Annotated in this window: 14 protein-coding genes; 8 read left to right on the top strand and 6 right to left on the bottom strand. The window is 33.7% G+C overall.

Going from position 1 to position 17,618, the window contains the following annotated elements; translation table 11 throughout:
* Window positions 1-54 precede the first annotated feature (54 nt).
* Window positions 55-1,773, bottom strand: coding sequence for a helix-turn-helix domain-containing protein (locus ACRBBL_RS02720; protein ID WP_431367505.1), 1,719 nt, complete (start codon window positions 1,771-1,773; stop codon window positions 55-57).
* Window positions 1,774-1,979: 206 nt separating this feature from the next.
* Here ACRBBL_RS02720 and ACRBBL_RS02715 point away from each other — a divergent pair, with 206 nt between their 5' ends.
* The 6 genes from ACRBBL_RS02715 (at window position 1,980) to ACRBBL_RS02690 (ending at window position 10,793) form a co-directional block, all read left to right on the top strand.
* A complete protein-coding gene (locus ACRBBL_RS02715) occupies window positions 1,980-4,748 on the top strand; it encodes an outer membrane beta-barrel protein (RefSeq protein ID WP_431367504.1) in 2,769 nt (922 codons plus the stop codon).
* A gap of 166 nt (window positions 4,749-4,914) precedes the next feature.
* Complete coding sequence (locus ACRBBL_RS02710; RefSeq protein WP_431367503.1) at window positions 4,915-5,823, top strand: ExbD/TolR family protein; 909 nt, start codon at window positions 4,915-4,917, stop codon at window positions 5,821-5,823.
* A 13-nt stretch (window positions 5,824-5,836) separates the two neighbouring features.
* Entirely contained in the window at window positions 5,837-6,370 is a 534-nt protein-coding gene (locus ACRBBL_RS02705; RefSeq protein ID WP_431367502.1) for a hypothetical protein, read from the top strand.
* Window positions 6,371-6,403: 33 nt separating this feature from the next.
* Complete coding sequence (locus ACRBBL_RS02700) at window positions 6,404-7,297, top strand: alpha/beta hydrolase (protein WP_431367501.1); 894 nt, start codon at window positions 6,404-6,406, stop codon at window positions 7,295-7,297.
* A 29-nt stretch (window positions 7,298-7,326) separates the two neighbouring features.
* Window positions 7,327-8,277, top strand: coding sequence for a hypothetical protein (locus ACRBBL_RS02695; protein ID WP_431367500.1), 951 nt, complete (start codon window positions 7,327-7,329; stop codon window positions 8,275-8,277).
* Window positions 8,278-8,372: 95 nt separating this feature from the next.
* Entirely contained in the window at window positions 8,373-10,793 is a 2,421-nt protein-coding gene (locus ACRBBL_RS02690; protein ID WP_431367499.1) for a T9SS type B sorting domain-containing protein, read from the top strand.
* 339 nt (window positions 10,794-11,132) lie between these two features.
* Here ACRBBL_RS02690 and ACRBBL_RS02685 read toward each other — a convergent pair whose 3' ends face one another.
* Genes ACRBBL_RS02685 through ACRBBL_RS02665 form a run of 5 tightly spaced genes read right to left on the bottom strand, consistent with a single transcriptional unit; the run spans window position 11,133 to window position 14,355 of the window.
* Complete coding sequence (locus ACRBBL_RS02685; RefSeq protein WP_431367498.1) at window positions 11,133-11,951, bottom strand: TPM domain-containing protein; 819 nt, start codon at window positions 11,949-11,951, stop codon at window positions 11,133-11,135.
* On the bottom strand, window positions 11,951-12,388 hold the full coding sequence (locus ACRBBL_RS02680; RefSeq protein ID WP_431367497.1) for a TPM domain-containing protein: 438 nt from the start codon (window positions 12,386-12,388) through the stop codon (window positions 11,951-11,953). Before ACRBBL_RS02680 ends, ACRBBL_RS02685 begins: the two co-directional genes overlap by 1 nt.
* Window positions 12,389-12,412: 24 nt before the next feature.
* On the bottom strand, window positions 12,413-13,003 hold the full coding sequence (locus ACRBBL_RS02675; RefSeq protein WP_431367496.1) for a LemA family protein: 591 nt from the start codon (window positions 13,001-13,003) through the stop codon (window positions 12,413-12,415).
* Between the two features lie 47 nt (window positions 13,004-13,050).
* Window positions 13,051-13,380, bottom strand: a complete 330-nt coding sequence (locus ACRBBL_RS02670) for a MerR family transcriptional regulator (RefSeq protein WP_431367495.1) — start codon at window positions 13,378-13,380, stop codon at window positions 13,051-13,053.
* The gene (locus ACRBBL_RS02665; RefSeq protein WP_431367494.1) at window positions 13,381-14,355 is read right to left on the bottom strand and encodes a M23 family metallopeptidase; all 975 of its coding nucleotides are present in this window, start codon (window positions 14,353-14,355) and stop codon (window positions 13,381-13,383) included.
* A gap of 221 nt (window positions 14,356-14,576) precedes the next feature.
* Here ACRBBL_RS02665 and alaS point away from each other — a divergent pair, with 221 nt between their 5' ends.
* Together alaS and ACRBBL_RS02655 are read left to right on the top strand one after the other, a co-directional pair.
* Window positions 14,577-17,189 (top strand): alanine--tRNA ligase, encoded by a 2,613-nt coding sequence (alaS, locus tag ACRBBL_RS02660; protein WP_431367493.1) that lies wholly within the window; start codon window positions 14,577-14,579, stop codon window positions 17,187-17,189.
* Window positions 17,190-17,218: 29 nt separating this feature from the next.
* Window positions 17,219-17,617 (top strand): hypothetical protein, encoded by a 399-nt coding sequence (locus ACRBBL_RS02655; protein WP_431367492.1) that lies wholly within the window; start codon window positions 17,219-17,221, stop codon window positions 17,615-17,617.
* The last annotated feature ends 1 nt before the right edge of the window (window position 17,618 follow it).

Genomic DNA, 17,618 nt, shown 5'->3' with positions numbered 1-17,618 from the left:
ACTTTCATTAGATAAAAATTACTAGTGCCCATTTATAAATCAGTCACAAAATAATCATTCAGATATCGTTTCCGCTTCTATATTTTTGATGTAATACGAAGGGTAAATTCCTGTCTTCTTTTTAAAAGCTCTTGAAAATGATTTCGCGCTTTTAAAACCGCATTCTTGGGCGATAGACGCTATTGAGTATGCTCTAAATCGTTTCTCATTTTTCAATCGTTTTAAGGCATACGAAATACGCAAACTTACCAAGTACTCTGTATAACTTTGTTTTTTATGAGTATTTATAATTTTTGAAAGATACGTAGTGTTCGTAGTTAATTCTTGTGCTAAAAAAGGCAAGGTACAGTCAGGATTTACAAACAAAGTACTTTGTTCAAAATGTACTAATGCATTTAAAATTGTTTCTGTTTGTGCTTCTGAAACATGTGTAGCAATCGTATTTTTAGGAACTGCTACTTCTTCTTCGGTTTGTGATAAACTTCTTAAAGTCTGTTCAAAATTCTTTTTATTTAATCGTTCTCTTCGTTTAAAAAACACAAAACTAGCTATTAAAACCATCACTAAAATTAAAGCCAAAACGATCCAAATTTTCTTAGTGTAAGAAGCGCGACTCAATTCATATTGTAACTGTTTTGACTTTTCTTTCAGTTTTGGTAAATCGTACTTTGTATCTAATGTATATTGTAATGAAGCTCTTTTTGAATATGTATTACTTGTATATGCTTCAGCTAACTGTGAGTACTTTAAAGCTTCCTTTAAGTTGTTTTGTTGTTCATAACTTTCAGATAAAAGTGCATACGTGTTAGGAAATGCAAATAGCTTTGATGTATCTGCTAAATGCACTGCATTCTTCTGAAAATAATAAATTGCAGAATCGGGTTTTTTTTGAGCCAAAAACACCATTCCTTTATAATGATACACAGATTTTAAACGTTCTTTCAAACCAATTTCGGAAGCAGTAGTTTTTGCTTTTGTCAAATAGGATAAAGCATCCTCGTAATTTTTGCTTGTATAAGATGCAATTCCTAGTAAAGTTGTTAGATATGTAATATCTTTTTTATTCTTTTCTGCTAAAGCAAGTTTCAAACCTTTCTGACCGAAAAAACTAGAAGAATCTAACAATTTTTTCACCGAAGGATCTAGTGAATATTTCTTAAAATAAACATTGCTTAAACTTTTTATAATAGGAATCTTTATAGCATAGGGAATTTCTTTTTTATCATAGGTTTGATTGTATAAAGTTCGATACATTTGCAATGCCACTTTTTTATTATCGATCATAAAATACAAGGCTGCAATCTTATGTTCTACAGTAATCATTAATAAGGTGTCATTAGTATCCTCTGCTAGTTTTGATGCTTTCAAATAAAACTTTAAAGCGGTTTTATAATCTTTCTTTTTATAATAAAAAACAAAACCTTTTCGCTCATAAGCCTTGCCCATTTCTACAGTGTTCTTTTGACTTTCTAATAAAGAAATTGCAGAATCAACATGTGCAAATGCCTTTTCGGTAGAACCATAAAAAGTTTCATGTCTACAGGCTATTAAAAGTGAAGCAACACGTTGCTCTAAAACAGTTGCTTTTGAGAGCATTTTGTCAAGATAAATTTTTGCTTCTTTTGGACTTGTATTCTTATAAGAGTCGTATTTCTCTGTTAAATCCTTAAAAGAATATATTTCTAAACTGTCAGTGTGAATCTTGTTTTCTTGCGAATGTACATGTAAAGAAAATATAGAATATATACTAATTAAAAGGAAAAGTTTCAACATGTGTAAATAATAGTTAATGCGCATAAATGAAATACAAAAGTAGTAATTAAAGGAATCGAGTTTGAATATAAAATAGTGTTCAATTCTGGTCAATCTAAATATTTTAAGAGTTTGTAAAACCTTTTTAAGATTATTTTAATAATAAATCATCATTTTTTCTGTTTGTTTGTGGAACGAAAACCGATGACCATCAATTAAAACTAAAAATGAATAAACCACTAATTACAATACTGGTATTAATTATCAGTGTTTTTACATCTACAGTAGTTGCACAAGAATTCGAAATAAAAGGAAACATCGTTGATAAAACAGGTAAAACTCCTTTAGAATCTGCAACAGTCTATTTACAAACCATCAAAGATTCTACATTAATTACGTATACAATAAGCGATAAAAATGGACGTTTTGAACTGGCAGGACGAACAAAGCAAACGGAAGCAAATCTATTTGTAACCTTCACAGGATTTAAAGTCTATCAACAAAAAATTACCTTAAACAAGTCAGTCATCACACTACCAGAAATTGGTTTAGAATTGGCAACTGACGAACTCGATGCTGTACAGTTGGTAGCCATAAAAGCACCAATTACTGTCAAAAAAGATACCCTAGAATTTAATGCAGATTCGTTCAAAACACGACCGGATGCTACGGTAGAAGATCTTATCAAAAAACTGCCTGGTGTTGAGGTAGATAGTGATGGAAAAATAAAGGTCAACGGAAAAGAAGTAAACAAAATTCTGGTGAACGGAAAACCATTCTTCGGAAACGATCCAAACATTGCAACAAAAAACTTAACGAAAGAAATTGTAGATAAAATTCAAGTAACGACTACAAAAACGGATGCAGAAGAATTTACAGGAAAAAAAGGAACTTCGGAAGAACAAACCATCAATATAGAACTCAAGGAAGACCAAAACAAAGGTTTCTTTGGGCGAGCCACCGTAAGTGGCGGAACCGACGAACGCTATGCAATGAGTGGTATTGGGAATTATTTCAATGACAAGCAACGAATAAGTGTACTCGCTGGTAAAAACAATATCAATAGCTCAGGATTTAGTTTTGATGAAATTTATGATATGATGGGAAATGCTGGAGGAGGAATTTCTTGGAGTGATAATGGTTCATTTAATATTGGCGGTCAAAGCTTTGGTGGTGGACAAGGAATTACAACATCAACCAATGCAGGGGCAAGTTTTGTAGATGAATACAAAGACAAAACAGAAGTCGTAGCCGATTACTTTTTCTCGCGTGCCGATTCTGAAAATGAAAGTAAAGTTGAACGAGAAAATATTTTGCCAGATGGAAACTTCTTTACAAACTCTAGAAGTACTTCTTTAAACAAAAATGACAATCATAGAGTCAATGCAAATTTGGAGTTTGAAATCGATTCAACTTTTAAAATCATTGTAAAACCAAATTTCCAATTTTCAGAAGGAGAAAACTTTTCGTCTCGTAGTGAAGAATCTCTAGAAGAAGATGGCACTGTAATTAACAGAGGTGATTCACAAAATAGAACTGATTCCGAACGCCGTAATTTTAGAAGTAATATTTATGTGGTTAAAAAGTTTGGAGCTAAAGGAGCGTATTTAAGTGTTGGAGCTAATGGAAACTTTATCAATAACACTTCCGAAAACTTCTTAAATACAACCAACGAAATATTTGGCACAACACCTTCTACTGAAACTAGAGATCAATTGACAGATTCAGAATCCAAACAAAACGAAATTTCTGCAAATATTGAATATCGAATTCCGTTAAAAGAAAAACTATTTATAGATCTTGGATATCGCTTTGCAAACAGACGTGAACGTAGTGATAGACGTGTTTTTGATTTCGATACAGGAACCAATGCGTATGATGATTTTAACCAAAGTTTAAGTTCTGATTTAAAAGTAAATTTTCAAACACATTCGCCAACAATTGGAGTAAATTATGAAACTGATAAACTCTATTTAGGAGTTACTACAGGTTTGTTATTTTCAGAATTAGAAAACGAGGAATTTATACAAAATACATCTGTAAAATCAACGTTTTCAGATATTAGTGTAAACAGTTACATGCGCTATCGCATCAAACAAGGAATGAGTGTATATATTAACTATAATACACGAACACAAGCGCCAAGTGCGCAGCAATTACAGCCTGTAGCCAATGTGAGCAATCCACTAAACATAACTGTTGGTAATCCAAACTTAAATAGAGAGTTTGCACATGATTTCTATGCAAATTTTAATAACTATGATTTTAAATCAAAAAGTGGGTTTTTTATATGGTTAAATGGAGGCTTTACAAACGATAGAATTGTTCCATTATCGGTTACAGATGAAAACAGAATTAGAACAACCACGTTTACCAATGTAGATGGTGTGTATAGAATAAATGGAGGCGGATCTTTAAGCAAAACAATCAAGCGCGATAGTACATCACTTCGTTTCAGAGTAGGCTTGTATGGAAGAGTCAATAAAGACCAAAACTTTAGTAACGGTGTTAAGTTTTCCACAAAGCGAAATACGATTACACCAAGCGCACGAATGACATACAATTATAAAGAATTGCTAGAGATAGAGCCGCGTTATTCACTTTCATTTAATACAATCCGTTACAGCTTAGATAATTTAAGCAATGAAACATTTCAAAATCATAATGTAGGTTTAAAAACGACGACATTTTGGCCTAAAAAGATTGTATTTGGAAACGACTTGCGTTACACATATCGAACCAATGTTGCGCCAGGATTTGAGCGAAGTGCACTATTTTGGAATATGAGTTTAGGGCTAAAAATTCTTAAAGACAAAGGAACTATTAAGCTTACTGCCTACGATTTGTTAAATCAAAATATCAATACCAGAAGGAGTGTTACGGCTGACTTTATTCAAGATTCACAAAGTACAGTATTACAACGTTATTTTATGCTTGGTTTTACCTATAAACTTAATAAAGTTGGTGGAAACAAAACTAGCTTTGAAATGCACTAAACATATATATCATTATATAAAAAAAGCTTCTGAGTATTTTTCAGAAGCTTTTTTTATACGTCAAATATTGTGTCTTTATAAATCATGAATAAATCTTATATTTACGATTGATGAAAGAAAATTGTAACGAATCATTAAAAAGCATCGTCAAACAGAAAAATTGCGCATGAAAAACATACTAAAATCATTGCTTTGTATTATTGTTCTATTAAGTTCAATAACAGTTTTTAGCCAAGAAAATACTCTTGAAACAGAAACCAATTTTATGAATTGTGTGTATCAAGGATTACCCGATAAAGGCGCGGAATTCAGAGAGAGATTCAAAAAAGCAGAACAAAAACTCATTGAGTTAAACTACTTAAAAGATAAAAGTGGTGAAAGTTATGTAGAGTTGTATAATAACCTTGATAACATGTTCGATAAAAATTTGAAAGATTTAGGTGTTGCTGCTTATATGGGAGAAATATCTAGTGTTTTTAATGATTTAGAAGTAGAAAAATGTATGATAAAAATATTTGAATCTCCATCATTTGAAGATTCTAAGCTTTCAAGAATGATGATTCTTATACGATCATTAAATCAATATGATGGTGATTTAAAAGAAGACATCTTAAAAATACTAGATCCTAAAGATTTTGAACATGATTATTACAAAATGATAACATTTACCATGATTGAAAGGATGAATTATGTAGATCATAGTATAGTTCCTGAATCGCCAAAAAAGAAAGAAGAAAATTTTACAGAAGAAGAACTCAGAAATGCATTTATAATTACAATTGATAAAAACGAACAATTGAGTGTAAATGGTGAAAAAATAGCATTGGAAGAGTTGAAAGATAAAGTAGTGATATACCTGAAACAACATACATCAAAAAGTGTCATTGCATTTCAAATGAGTAAAATGGCTGATTATGGAAACTTTATTAAAATTCAGGAGCAAATTGCAGAAGGGTTTGATGCAGTTAGAGATCAATTGGCACAAAAAGAATACAATCGTTCTTTTAAAGAACTCGAAAAGTCAGAACAAAAAATAATTATAGAAACATATCCATTCCGAATCAAAGAATTATAAATAGATGAATAACATGATAAAATCAATAGTCTGCGCTTTTGTAGTATTAATTTCATTGCAAACAAAAGCCCAAAACAACTACGAGCTCGAAACGAACTACATGAATTGTATGTGTAGTTTATTTGATGATAATGGCACAGAATTAAAAGCACTCGTAAAAAAAGCTGAACAAAGTCTAATAACAGCAGAAGTATTAGAAAGTACAAACGGAAAAAGTTACATTTCTTTGTATAAAAACATTCGAACTTCAATTGATGGAAGAGTCGCAAATTTTGGAATTAGTGACTATGTTGTCAATACATTAATGGATTCAAAAAATGTCAAGAAATATTCAATCTGTATGGACAGCATTCTAAAAAATCCAAACTTTAAAGATTCGAAACTCAGTAAATTTATTGCTTTGTCTACTTCAGGAAACAATCCTAAAATTACAGACTTAACAAGCAAAATGTTAGAAGTTTTTGAAGCGAAAGATTTTGAACATGATTTTTATAAATACTTGACTTTTTCGCTAATAGATAAATTCAATGCTGCTAATAAAAAATAAAAATACCTAAAGCTAAATGCGCGTAAAAAAGTAATGAAAAAGAAGCTGCTTAAAATAAGTGTCATTCTGCTATTTTTAATAGGAATTGCAGGATATGTTCTCACAATTCATGTAGCGCCGTACGCCATCATTCAACCGCAAAAAATCAATCTAGATATTACGCCAAAACAACTTGGTTTGCAAAGTGAAATGCTTACAATTACTACTAAAGACAGTATTGAGCTAAAAGGCTATTACATTCAACCAAAAACACAAGCAACTGAAGCAATCATGATTCTCATTCATGGTATTGGTGGTTGTAAAGAACACTTTTTAAACCTTGCGAAAAATTTGGCAACACACGGAATAGCTTCTGTTGTTTTTGATGGAAGAGCACATGGAGAAAGCGGCGGAAAATATTGTAGCTACGGTTTTCATGAAAAACGAGACATTGCAGCAATTGTTGATGAAATCAAAAAGCGAAATCCATTATTAAAAATTGGAATTTGGGGAAACTCGCTTGGCGGCGCTATTGCAATTCAGGCATTAGAACATGACAAACGGATCGAATTCGGAATCATAGAAAGCACATTTGCCGATTTAGATCAAATCGTATACGATTACAAAAAGAAAATGTTAGGCGGCTTCGGATTGCGTTTTATATCGGATGCAGCGTTGCACGAAGCAGGAAAAATTGCTAACTTCAATCCCGATGAGGTAAAACCGATTCGTTCTGTAAAAAACATTCAGCAGCCAATCATTATTGCGCATGGCGATCAGGATGAAAATATTCATTACAGTTATGGTAAAAAGCTCTTTAAAAATACCGCTTCCGCGGAAAAGGAATTCATCTTGGTAAAAGGTGCAGGACACTTTAATGTTGGAGAAAAAGGCGGAAGTGTATACCAAGAAAAATTGTTGAAATTTATCAAAAAGCAATTGCAATAAATTAGCAATCTAACAGAAAAAAACAATCAATGAAAACAATATTTCAAAAGCTTAGTTGTGTGATTCTTCTATTTAGTACGATGCATATTTTGGGGCAAACAGAAAAATATGAAAAAGAAACTGTTGCGATGAATTGTTTTCGTAATGGTTTTAAAGACAATGGAGCTAAACTTGAAAATCTTATTAAAAAAGCAGAAACACTGTTAATTGAAAAAAAGTTACTGAAAGATGGTTCGGGCGAAAGCTATCTAAACGTATTTAAAAATTTAAAAACACTTAAAAGTTCTGAGACTGTAAATTTAGGAGTTGCAGATTTTATTCTGAATACAATGGTGAAAGCAGATGACTTTATTTTTGAAAAATACAAATCTTGTATAAGCGGAATGATGAATGAAATAGGTTTTAAAGAATCTCGCATCAATAAAAATACTGAATTCTTAAAATCTATAATCAAAAATAAAGGCACAAACAGTATTTCTGAAATTGGAAATGAAATTTCCAAAACGTTTACAGCAGAAGATTTTACACATGAATATTACAAGTTTCTAATAATTACGACTATAGATAACTACTATACAAAACCAACAATACAAGAAGTTGATATAGATGAATCACATTTAGCAGAAGAAATTAAAGATGTAATAAAAAAAGATCCGACTGTAGCTACCAATCTTCAAATCACAATTGAGGGAAAAAGCACTTTAAAAATAAATAATGTAAAAGTCTCTTCTGATGAATTAAATGAGATACTTAAAAAGCACTATCAAAAACATACATTCAATAGTAGCATATCTCTAAGAGTTCATTCTGAAACATTAATGGCGACTATTTCTGATTTAAAAAAAGAAATTCAAAAAGTAGCTAATACACTTCGTAACGAATTAGCAGTAAAAAAATTCAATCGTCCATACAACGAACTTACCCAAAAACAACAAGAAGTCATAAAAAAAACATACCCAGAAAGCATAACTAGAAGTTAGTTTTTACAACTATAACGTTATAGTTAATAAAAATCTAGCAACTCACTAGACTGCATGAAAAAAATACTTATTTTTAGAGAGATACTCTAAATAATATGCGCTATTTTTCTCGATCGATATGCTTTTTTCTATTGCTTTTAGCAACTCTAATATTGCATGCGCAAACGCCACCGAATATCTCGGCAGAAGGCGATCAACACTACTGTGAAGATGTTCCAATGAATATTGCCATGAATGTGTCTATTACTGATCCTGATACGCAAGACACAAGTTTACCTGTTGTATATATTCAAATTTCAGAAGGATATTCAAACGGACAAGATCAATTGAGTCTAACAGGAACGCATCCTAATATTGATGCTTCTTGGGCACCAGATTTAGGTCGATTGGCATTGGTAGGACCAGCAACATTTGCCGAATATGAAGCTGCTATTGAAGCTGTCGTTTTTCAAACCACACAAACCAGTTTTACAGAAGATAAATTTTTCTCTATCAATCTAGGCGATGCCAACTATTTGCCCTCTACAGGACATTACTATTTTTATGTAGCAAACACAGGAATCACTTGGACAGAAGCGCGTGACGCAGCAGCAGCACAAACGTATTTTGGACTCGAAGGATATTTAGCAACTTTAACAACCGAAGAAGAAGCCGAATTAGCAGGTTCGCAAAGTTCGGGAACAGGCTGGATTGGTGCCTCAGATGTAAATCAAGAAGGCACATGGCAATGGGTTACAGGGCCAGAAGCAGGAATGATTTTTTGGATTGGAGAAGCTAATGGAGCACCGCAAAATGGCGCGTATACATTTTGGAATTCGAATGAACCCAATAATTTAGGAGAAGAGCATTATGCACATATTACCGATCCGAGTATTGGTTTGTTAGGTTCTTGGAACGATTTGCCGAATGCAGGTTCAACCGATCCGAATAATCCATATCATCCACAAGGATATATTGTCGAATTTGGCGGAATGCCAGGCGAACCAGCAATCAATTTATCTGCGAGTACACGAATTCAAACACCGCAATTTACAATTACAGAAAGTGAAAGCTGTGCTGCAAGCGAATTGACATTGAGTGTTACTACAAATACAGATAGTGTGCAATGGTATACTTCAGAAACCGCAACAACACCAATTCACACCGGAACGAGTTATACGGTTTCGCTTACTGAAACAACTACGTTTTGGGTATTTCCAGCATTTTCAACTTGTACAAATGGAACACGGATACCAATTACAGGAACCATTTTTGGCCTGCCTGAAACGGAAGATATTTCTATTGTACAATGTGGATCTACAAGTGGAGAAACAATTTTTAATCTATTTGAATACAATGAAGAAGTTGCAGCAGGAATCGTTGCAAATAGACAAGTCCGTTATTATACAGATAGTGGATTAACAGATGAAATCACGACAAATACGTATACAAATACGTCCAATCCGCAAACCGTATATGCAAAAATTACAGATGTAGTTTCTGGATGTGAAAATACGGCAGAAGTGATGCTTCAAGTAAATTCAAATGCAATCAATAATGCAACGTTAAATGCTTGTGATGCTATCGAAGAACTTGGTTTTACACAATTCAATCTATCTGATGCAGATATACAAATAACGGCTGGTTTGCCAACGGATGTTACGGTTGCTTACTATGAAACGCTGGAAAATGCGTTATTACAATCAAATCCTTTAGGGAATCAATTTACAAATACAACAGCATATTCGCAAACTATTTATGCACGCGTAGAACAAAATGGTGGTTGTTACGGAATTGGAGAAGTAATGCTCAATGTGATTAATTTACCTTCTATTGACACAGAAGAAACTGTCTATTACTGTCTAAACTTTTCACCACAAATGATTACGCTTTACAGCGGAATTACCAATGACGTATCTAATTATACTTTTGAATGGTCAACTGGAGAAACAACGTCTCAAATACAAGTCAATCAAATTGGAACGTATACAGTAGAAGTAATGGAAATTGGTCGTTGTGCAAAAACAAAAACAATCTCAGTGCAACCATCAAATATTGCCACTGTTGAAAATATTCAAATTGATGATATTTCAGATAACAATATTGTTACCGTGATGGTTTCTGGCGAAGGCGAATATGTATTTGCTTTAGACAATCCGAATACTATATTTCAAGAGTCAAATGTTTTTCAAAATGTAGCTGCAGGATTTCATACAGTCTACATAAAAGACATTAAAAATAACTGCGGAACCATCTCAGAAGAAATTGCTGTTATTGGCTACCCAAGATTCTTTACGCCAAATAACGATGGAATTAACGACACGTGGCAACTCAAAGGAATTTCGGATGTGTTTCAAGCAAATTCTCAAGTCTATATTTACGATCGTTATGGAAAATTACTCAGAGTATTAATTAACTCCGAAGACGCTTGGAACGGAAACATTAACGGTGCAAAAATGCCTTCAAACGATTATTGGTTCTCCGTAAAACTACAAGATGGACGCACCTTTACAGGACATTTTACGTTGAAAAGGTAAGTTGGTAGTGAGATGTTTCTCAATCATGTATAGCTATCTAAGTGCAAACTTTTTCATAAAAACGGTCTGTTTATAACAAACGTCTCTTCGAGTGGCGAATCTATGATTCGTTGTATCGAGAAGTACTAGAGAAACGAATTTGTTACATAAATTCACTCGATCTGATGGTTAGAGTAGAATACAAAAATATCAAGGTAAAACGTAAATAATAACCTAAGAGATTCCCGTCTAAATGGGAACGAGTTTAAAAGCAAAGCGAGTCTAAAGCTCTAAGAGAGAAACAAGTCTAAGAGAGAAACAAGTCTAAAAGCAAAGTAAAGGTAGCTGCGCCTGTCGAAGCTACCAACTTCCACCAGCACCACCACCGCTAAATCCGCCGCCGCCGAAACCGCCACCAAATCCACCGCCGCCGAAGCCGCCACCGCTGCTTCCACCGCCGCCAAAGGAACCTTTTCCAAGATTACTCAAGATAATAATATCGAGTAAATCACTTCCAGTACTTCGTCTTCCACCGCTGCCATTATTGCCACCGCCGTTACGTTTATTATTTCCTAAAATTGAAACTAATACAATAAAGAAGATCACTAAAAAGAAAACCACACCAACAGGTGTACTTTTACTGGAACCTTTGCGACTACCTGTAAATTCGCCAGCTAGTACTTCAATAATACTATCAACTCCAGCGTTCAAACCGCCATAATAATCACCTTTCTTAAAAAATGGAATAATTCGATTTCGCGTAATTTGTCCCACAATTCCTGCGGTTAATTCATTCTCAGCACCATATCCTGGAGAAATCCATATTTTTCGTTCGTTCTTTGCCAAAAGGATAATAACTCCATTATCTTTTCCTTTTTGTCCAATTCCCCATTCGTGTCCCCATTTTGGTGTAAGCATACCAATGCTTTCGCCTTTAAGGCTTTCAATAATAACCACAACAATTTGTGTAGAAGTGGTATCTGAATATTTGATTAACTTATGTTCTAACGATGCTTTTTCGCCTTTAGAAAGCAAGCCTGCATAATCGTATACTGCATCAGGATTTGCCTTTGTAGGTTTTGGCGGAATGTCATATTGAGCATGAGAAACGTTCAAAAAGAACAATCCGATAAGGAAAATAAGTGTATGTAAGGGTTTTATATGTAGTGTCTTAAGCATTAGCCTCTTGAAATTTCATTTGAGAGTTCGTTTTTGTCATCCACATCCCAAGGGAAATGCTTTTGTAATTCTAGTCCAGCTTTTAAAATACCATCAATTAGTCCTTGTGTAAAATTTCCTTGTCGAAATTGATTGCGCATTGTGTCTCGCGTAGTATCCCAAAAACCTTCTGGAACAACATTATTAATGCCTTCATCTCCGCAAATTACAAAACTTTTATCTCGTACAGCTACATAAATAAGGACACCATTGCGGAGTTTCGTATTGTCCATCTTAAGCAGATGAAATACTTCTAGTGCACGATCAAACGTGTTCGTATCTGCATGATCTTCGATGTGGACGCGAATTTCACCAGAAGTACTTCGTTCTGCCGTTCTAATGGCAGCAATGATTTCTTGTTCTTCCTCTGCGGAAAGGAAATCTTCTACTTTAGACATATTGTGTGTACGTATTGTAAATTATTATTTAAAATCTAACTCAACATTTGGTGCATTTTCTGTACCAGCTGCACCTTTAAAACGTGCCATCTCTTTAAAGCTAAAAATCTTTGCAAACATATTTGTTGGAAACGTTTTAATGTGTTTGTTTAAATTGTTTACTGCAGTGTTAAAACGATTTCTAGAAGTTCGAACAGAGTTTTCTGTACTTGCCAATTCGTCTTGAAGCTTTAAGAAATTTTGATTGGCTTTTAAGTCAGGGTAACGTTCTACTGTTACTAAAAGACGAGATAATGCTCCAGATAATCCTTCTTGTGCTTGTTGAAACTTAGCCATGTTTTCAGGAGTTAAATCATCTACATTAATTTGTGTAGCAGTAGCTTTTGCTCTCGCATTAATAACAGCTTCCAAAGTTGTACGTTCAAAATCGGCAGCACCTTTTACAGTTTTCACTAAGTTGTTAATAAGATCGCTTCTTCGTTGGTATTCACTTTCAACGTTAGACCATGCAGTTTTTGCATCTTCATTTAATCCAACCATTCCATTGTATTTCGTATACGTGAAAATGGCAATCACTACAAGGACAACTGTAATGATAATCGATTTTTTACTCATAATTATTCGGGTTTATCTATTTGTTAGTATTGTATTTGGTTCGAGCGTTACATATTATCTTTAATTTTTACTAGTTCAGCTCTTATGTGTTGTAATTTACGAATAATCTCAAAATTGGAAAGTGTTTTTTTCTTTTCCTCTTTTAAGTGAACTTTTGCGCCGTCAAGTGTAAACCCACGCTCTTTTACCAAGTGATAAATAAGTTCAATATGCTTGATGTCTTCTGGAGTAAACTTCCGATTTCCTTTTGCATTTTTTTTTGGTTGAATTTCATCAAATTCTTTCTCCCAAAAACGAATCAAAGAAGCATTTACGTCAAAAGCCTTGGCAACTTCGCCGATGCTGTAATATAATTTGTCTGGTAAATTAATATGCATTTAGTCAAGCGATTGATTTTGCTTTGCAGCGTTTTTAAGTAATTCCTCAAATTCTTTGGGAGTCAAATTTCCGTAGTAGAAGTTAAGCGGATTAATTTTATCGCCATTTTTTCGAATTTCATAATGTAAATGTGGTGCTTGCGATCGTCCTGTGCTTCCCACAAATCCAATCAAATCTCCACGTTTTACTTTTTTTCCTTTACGAACATTGTATCGACTTAAATGTGCGTATAAAGATACATATCCATAACCGTGATCAATACGAATGTGCTTTCCAAAACCAGAAGACGAATTATCTGCACGTACTACAACACCATCGCCTGCAGCGTATATAGGTGTTCCTTTTGGTGCGGTGAAATCCATTCCCCAATGCATCTTACGAGCTTTTGTAAATGGATCGTTTCGAAAACCATATCCAGAAGCCATACGTGTTAAATCTTCATTGTTTACAGGTTGTATGGCAGGAATAGATGCTAAAAACTTTTCTTTGTCCTCTGCTAATTTTGCAATTTCATCTAAAGACTTTGAATGAACAATTAAGCGTTTTTGTAATTTCTCCATTTCTTTTGTGGTGGAAACTAACAAATCGGCATTTTCGTAATTGTATAAAGCTTCATACCTGTTTACACCGCCAAAACCAGCTTTGCGTTGTTCTTCGGCAATCGGATTTGCTTCAAAATACAATCGGTAAATATTATTATCTCTTTCTTCTAAGTTTTCTAACACGGCTTGCGCTTGTGTCATTTTTTTATTCAATAAATTATACTGAAGCTTCAATTGAGATACTTCACGCTTCAATACCTTTTCATTAGGTGTTTCAAAAGCCATATTGATAAACAAAAGAAGCAGTAAAAAAGCACCCAAAACAACCGCAGCTAAATACAAAAGAATGGCTCCAAGTCTGCGTCCACGCTTCGTTTCTATCTTGCGATATGACAATGTTTCTGAATCGTAATAATATTTTACCTTACTCATTCCTTAAATTATTCTATTTTTGTACAGATTTTTCGTGAAAAAAACTCACGAGAAGCTTGTAAAACGAACAAATATAGCTATAGTTTTACAGTTTTTTAAAACTTTAAAGCAGGTTAAGATAATTTTAATAATTCAAAAACTCGCTTTTCTATTTAAATTTTAACACGTTTACACAAATAAATAAGAGATTGTTTACAATTTCTTTTAATACGTTAACATAAATGAAATCTCAAGATATCCGTACGAAGTTCTTGGACTTTTTTAAATCTAAAACACATCAAATTGTGCCATCTGCGCCAATGGTAACGAAGAACGACCCAACTTTGATGTTTGTAAATTCTGGAATGGCTCCTTTTAAAGAATATTTCTTAGGAAATGGAACGCCAAAAAGCAATCGTATCGCCGACACACAAAAGTGTTTACGTGTAAGTGGAAAGCATAATGACTTGGAAGAAGTAGGGTATGATACCTATCATCACACCATGTTTGAAATGTTAGGAAACTGGAGTTTTGGTGATTACTTTAAGAAAGAAGCCATTGCTTGGGCATGGGAATTATTGACAGAAGTATACGGAATAGATAAAGATATTTTATACGTAACTGTTTTTGAAGGAAGTGATGAAGATGGATTAAAACTCGATCAAGAAGCATATGACTTATGGAAAGAAATTATTCCAGAAGATCGTATTTTGATGGGAAATAAAGCAGACAATTTCTGGGAAATGGGAAGTCAAGGACCTTGTGGACCTTGTTCTGAAATTCATGTAGATATTCGTTCTGATGAAGAAAAAGCAAAAACACCAGGAGCCGATTTAGTCAATATGGATCATCCACAAGTAGTGGAAATTTGGAACTTGGTATTCATGCAATACAATCGTAAAGCTGATAAATCGTTAGAAAAATTACCTGCGCAACATGTAGATACAGGAATGGGATTTGAGCGTTTGTGTATGGTATTACAAGATGTAAAGTCTAATTATGATACAGATGTTTTTACACCAATTATAAGAGAAATTGAAACAATTGCGAATGTAGATTATGGAAATGATGAAAAAGTAGATGTTGCTATTCGTGTCATTGCCGATCACGTGCGTGCAGTATCTTTCTCTATTGCAGACGGACAATTGCCAAGTAACAATACGAGAGGATATGTAATTCGTAGAATTTTGCGTAGAGCAGTTCGTTACGGATTTACATTCTTAAACAAAAAAGAACCATTTATTTATCGTTTGGTAGATGTACTAGATAAAAAAATGGGGAAAGCATTTCCTGAACTCAAAGAGCAAAAGCAACTCATTCAGAATGTAATAAAAGAAGAAGAGCAATCATTTTTACGTACGTTAGATCAAGGATTGGTCTTACTTGATCGTGTGATTGAAAATGTAAAAGGGAAAGAAGTTTCTGGTAAAAAAGTATTTGAACTAAAAGATACTTATGGTTTTCCAGAAGATTTAACTGAGTTAATCTTGAGTGAAAATGGATTAACGTATAACAAAGCTGAATTTGATGAGGCTCTCAAAATACAACAAGAAGGCGGACGAATAGGAACTAAGATTGAAGCTGGCGATTGGGTAGTTGTATTAGAAGATGAAGACGAAGAATTTGTTGGGTACGACACATTGGAAGTTGATGTAAAACTGACACGTTATCGTAAAATTGAAACTCAAAAAGAAGGAGTCCAGTATCAATTAGTATTCAATGTAACACCATTCTATCCTGAAGGAGGTGGACAAGTTGGAGATAAAGGATACTTAGAAGTGCCAAATGGTGATGTAGTATATATCTTAGATACAAAAAAGGAGAATAATTTAATTATTCATATCACTAAGAATTTACCGAAAAATATAAATGATACGCTACGCGCAGTAGTTGATAAAAAGCAACGTGATCGTACGGCAGCAAATCATACGGCGACACATTTATTACATCAAGCATTGCGTGAAGTATTAGGAACACATGTTGAGCAAAAAGGTTCAGCTGTGCATTCTAAATATTTACGATTTGACTTCTCGCATTTTTCTAAATTGACAGTAGAAGAATTGCGCGATGTGGAAAACTTTGTAAATGCGCGAATAGAAGGAAAGCTTCCGCTAGAAGAAAAACGAAACAGACCTGTTGCAGAAGCAATGGCAGATGGTGCAATGGCACTATTTGGCGAAAAGTATGGAGATACGGTGCGTTCTATTCGTTTTGGACAATCTATTGAACTGTGTGGAGGAACGCATGTACAGAATACAGCTGATATTTGGCATTTTAAAATAAAATCGGAAGGAGCTGTAGCAGCAGGAGTTCGTAGAATAGAAGCAATTACTTTTGATGCTACAAGAGAATTCTATTTTGAAAATAACAGAGCGTACTACGAAATTAAAGATGTTTTAAACAATCCGAAAGATGCTGTAAAAGCGGTAACGGATTTAAAAGACGAAAATTCGAAGTTGAAGAAGCAGATTGAAAATCTACTAAAAGACAAAGCCAAAAACTTGAAAGGTGATCTTAAAAATGAACTAGAAGAAATAAACGGTGTTCAATTTTTAGCTAAAAAAGTAGATTTGGATCAAAACGGAATCAAAAATCTAGCTTTTGAATTTGGTGGTGAAATGAAAAACTTATTTTTATTCTTCGCAACAGCGACAGAAAGTAAAGTAATGTTAACTTGTTATATTTCAAAAGAATTAGTTGCCGAACGTGGATATGATGCTGGAAAAGTAGTACGAGAATTAGGGAAACTAATCCACGGAGGTGGAGGTGGACAACCGTTTTTTGCAACTGCTGGAGGGAAAAACCCAGGAGGAATTCCAAAAGCATTGGAGCGCGTAAAAGAATATGTAAAATAACTTAATAGTAACCCATATATAATAGCCTAATGAAAAGAATGTATATTATCGTATTGGCATTGTTTTTTGCAATACCAATGCTTGCGCAAGAAAAAACAAAAGAAAAAGATACCAAAGAAGATGTGTATGTTTGGTGTGTAATGCCTAATAAAAAAGGGCAATGGCTAAAATTAGCGCCACCAACACCAAAAGTAGTGACTGATTTTCAGGAAAAACTAATTTATCTTAAACTATTAAACGAGCACGATATCGTTGAAAAAGGAAAATTAGACAGAGCTACAAGTGATGCAATTTTAAAAATGGAAGCACGTAAAGGTGTAACATATGAAGCTAAGGAAATTGTAGGTTTTACGCAAGGAATGAAAAATAGACTGCTTTTATTATATCATACAGCAAAAAGAGCTGAAAAGGCTAAGAAAAAGCAATAAA

Origin of the sequence: Kordia sp., assembly GCF_050633145.1 — a bacterium.
Taxonomy (GTDB): domain Bacteria; phylum Bacteroidota; class Bacteroidia; order Flavobacteriales; family Flavobacteriaceae; genus Kordia.
This window is presented reverse-complemented; position numbering and strand designations above follow the sequence as displayed.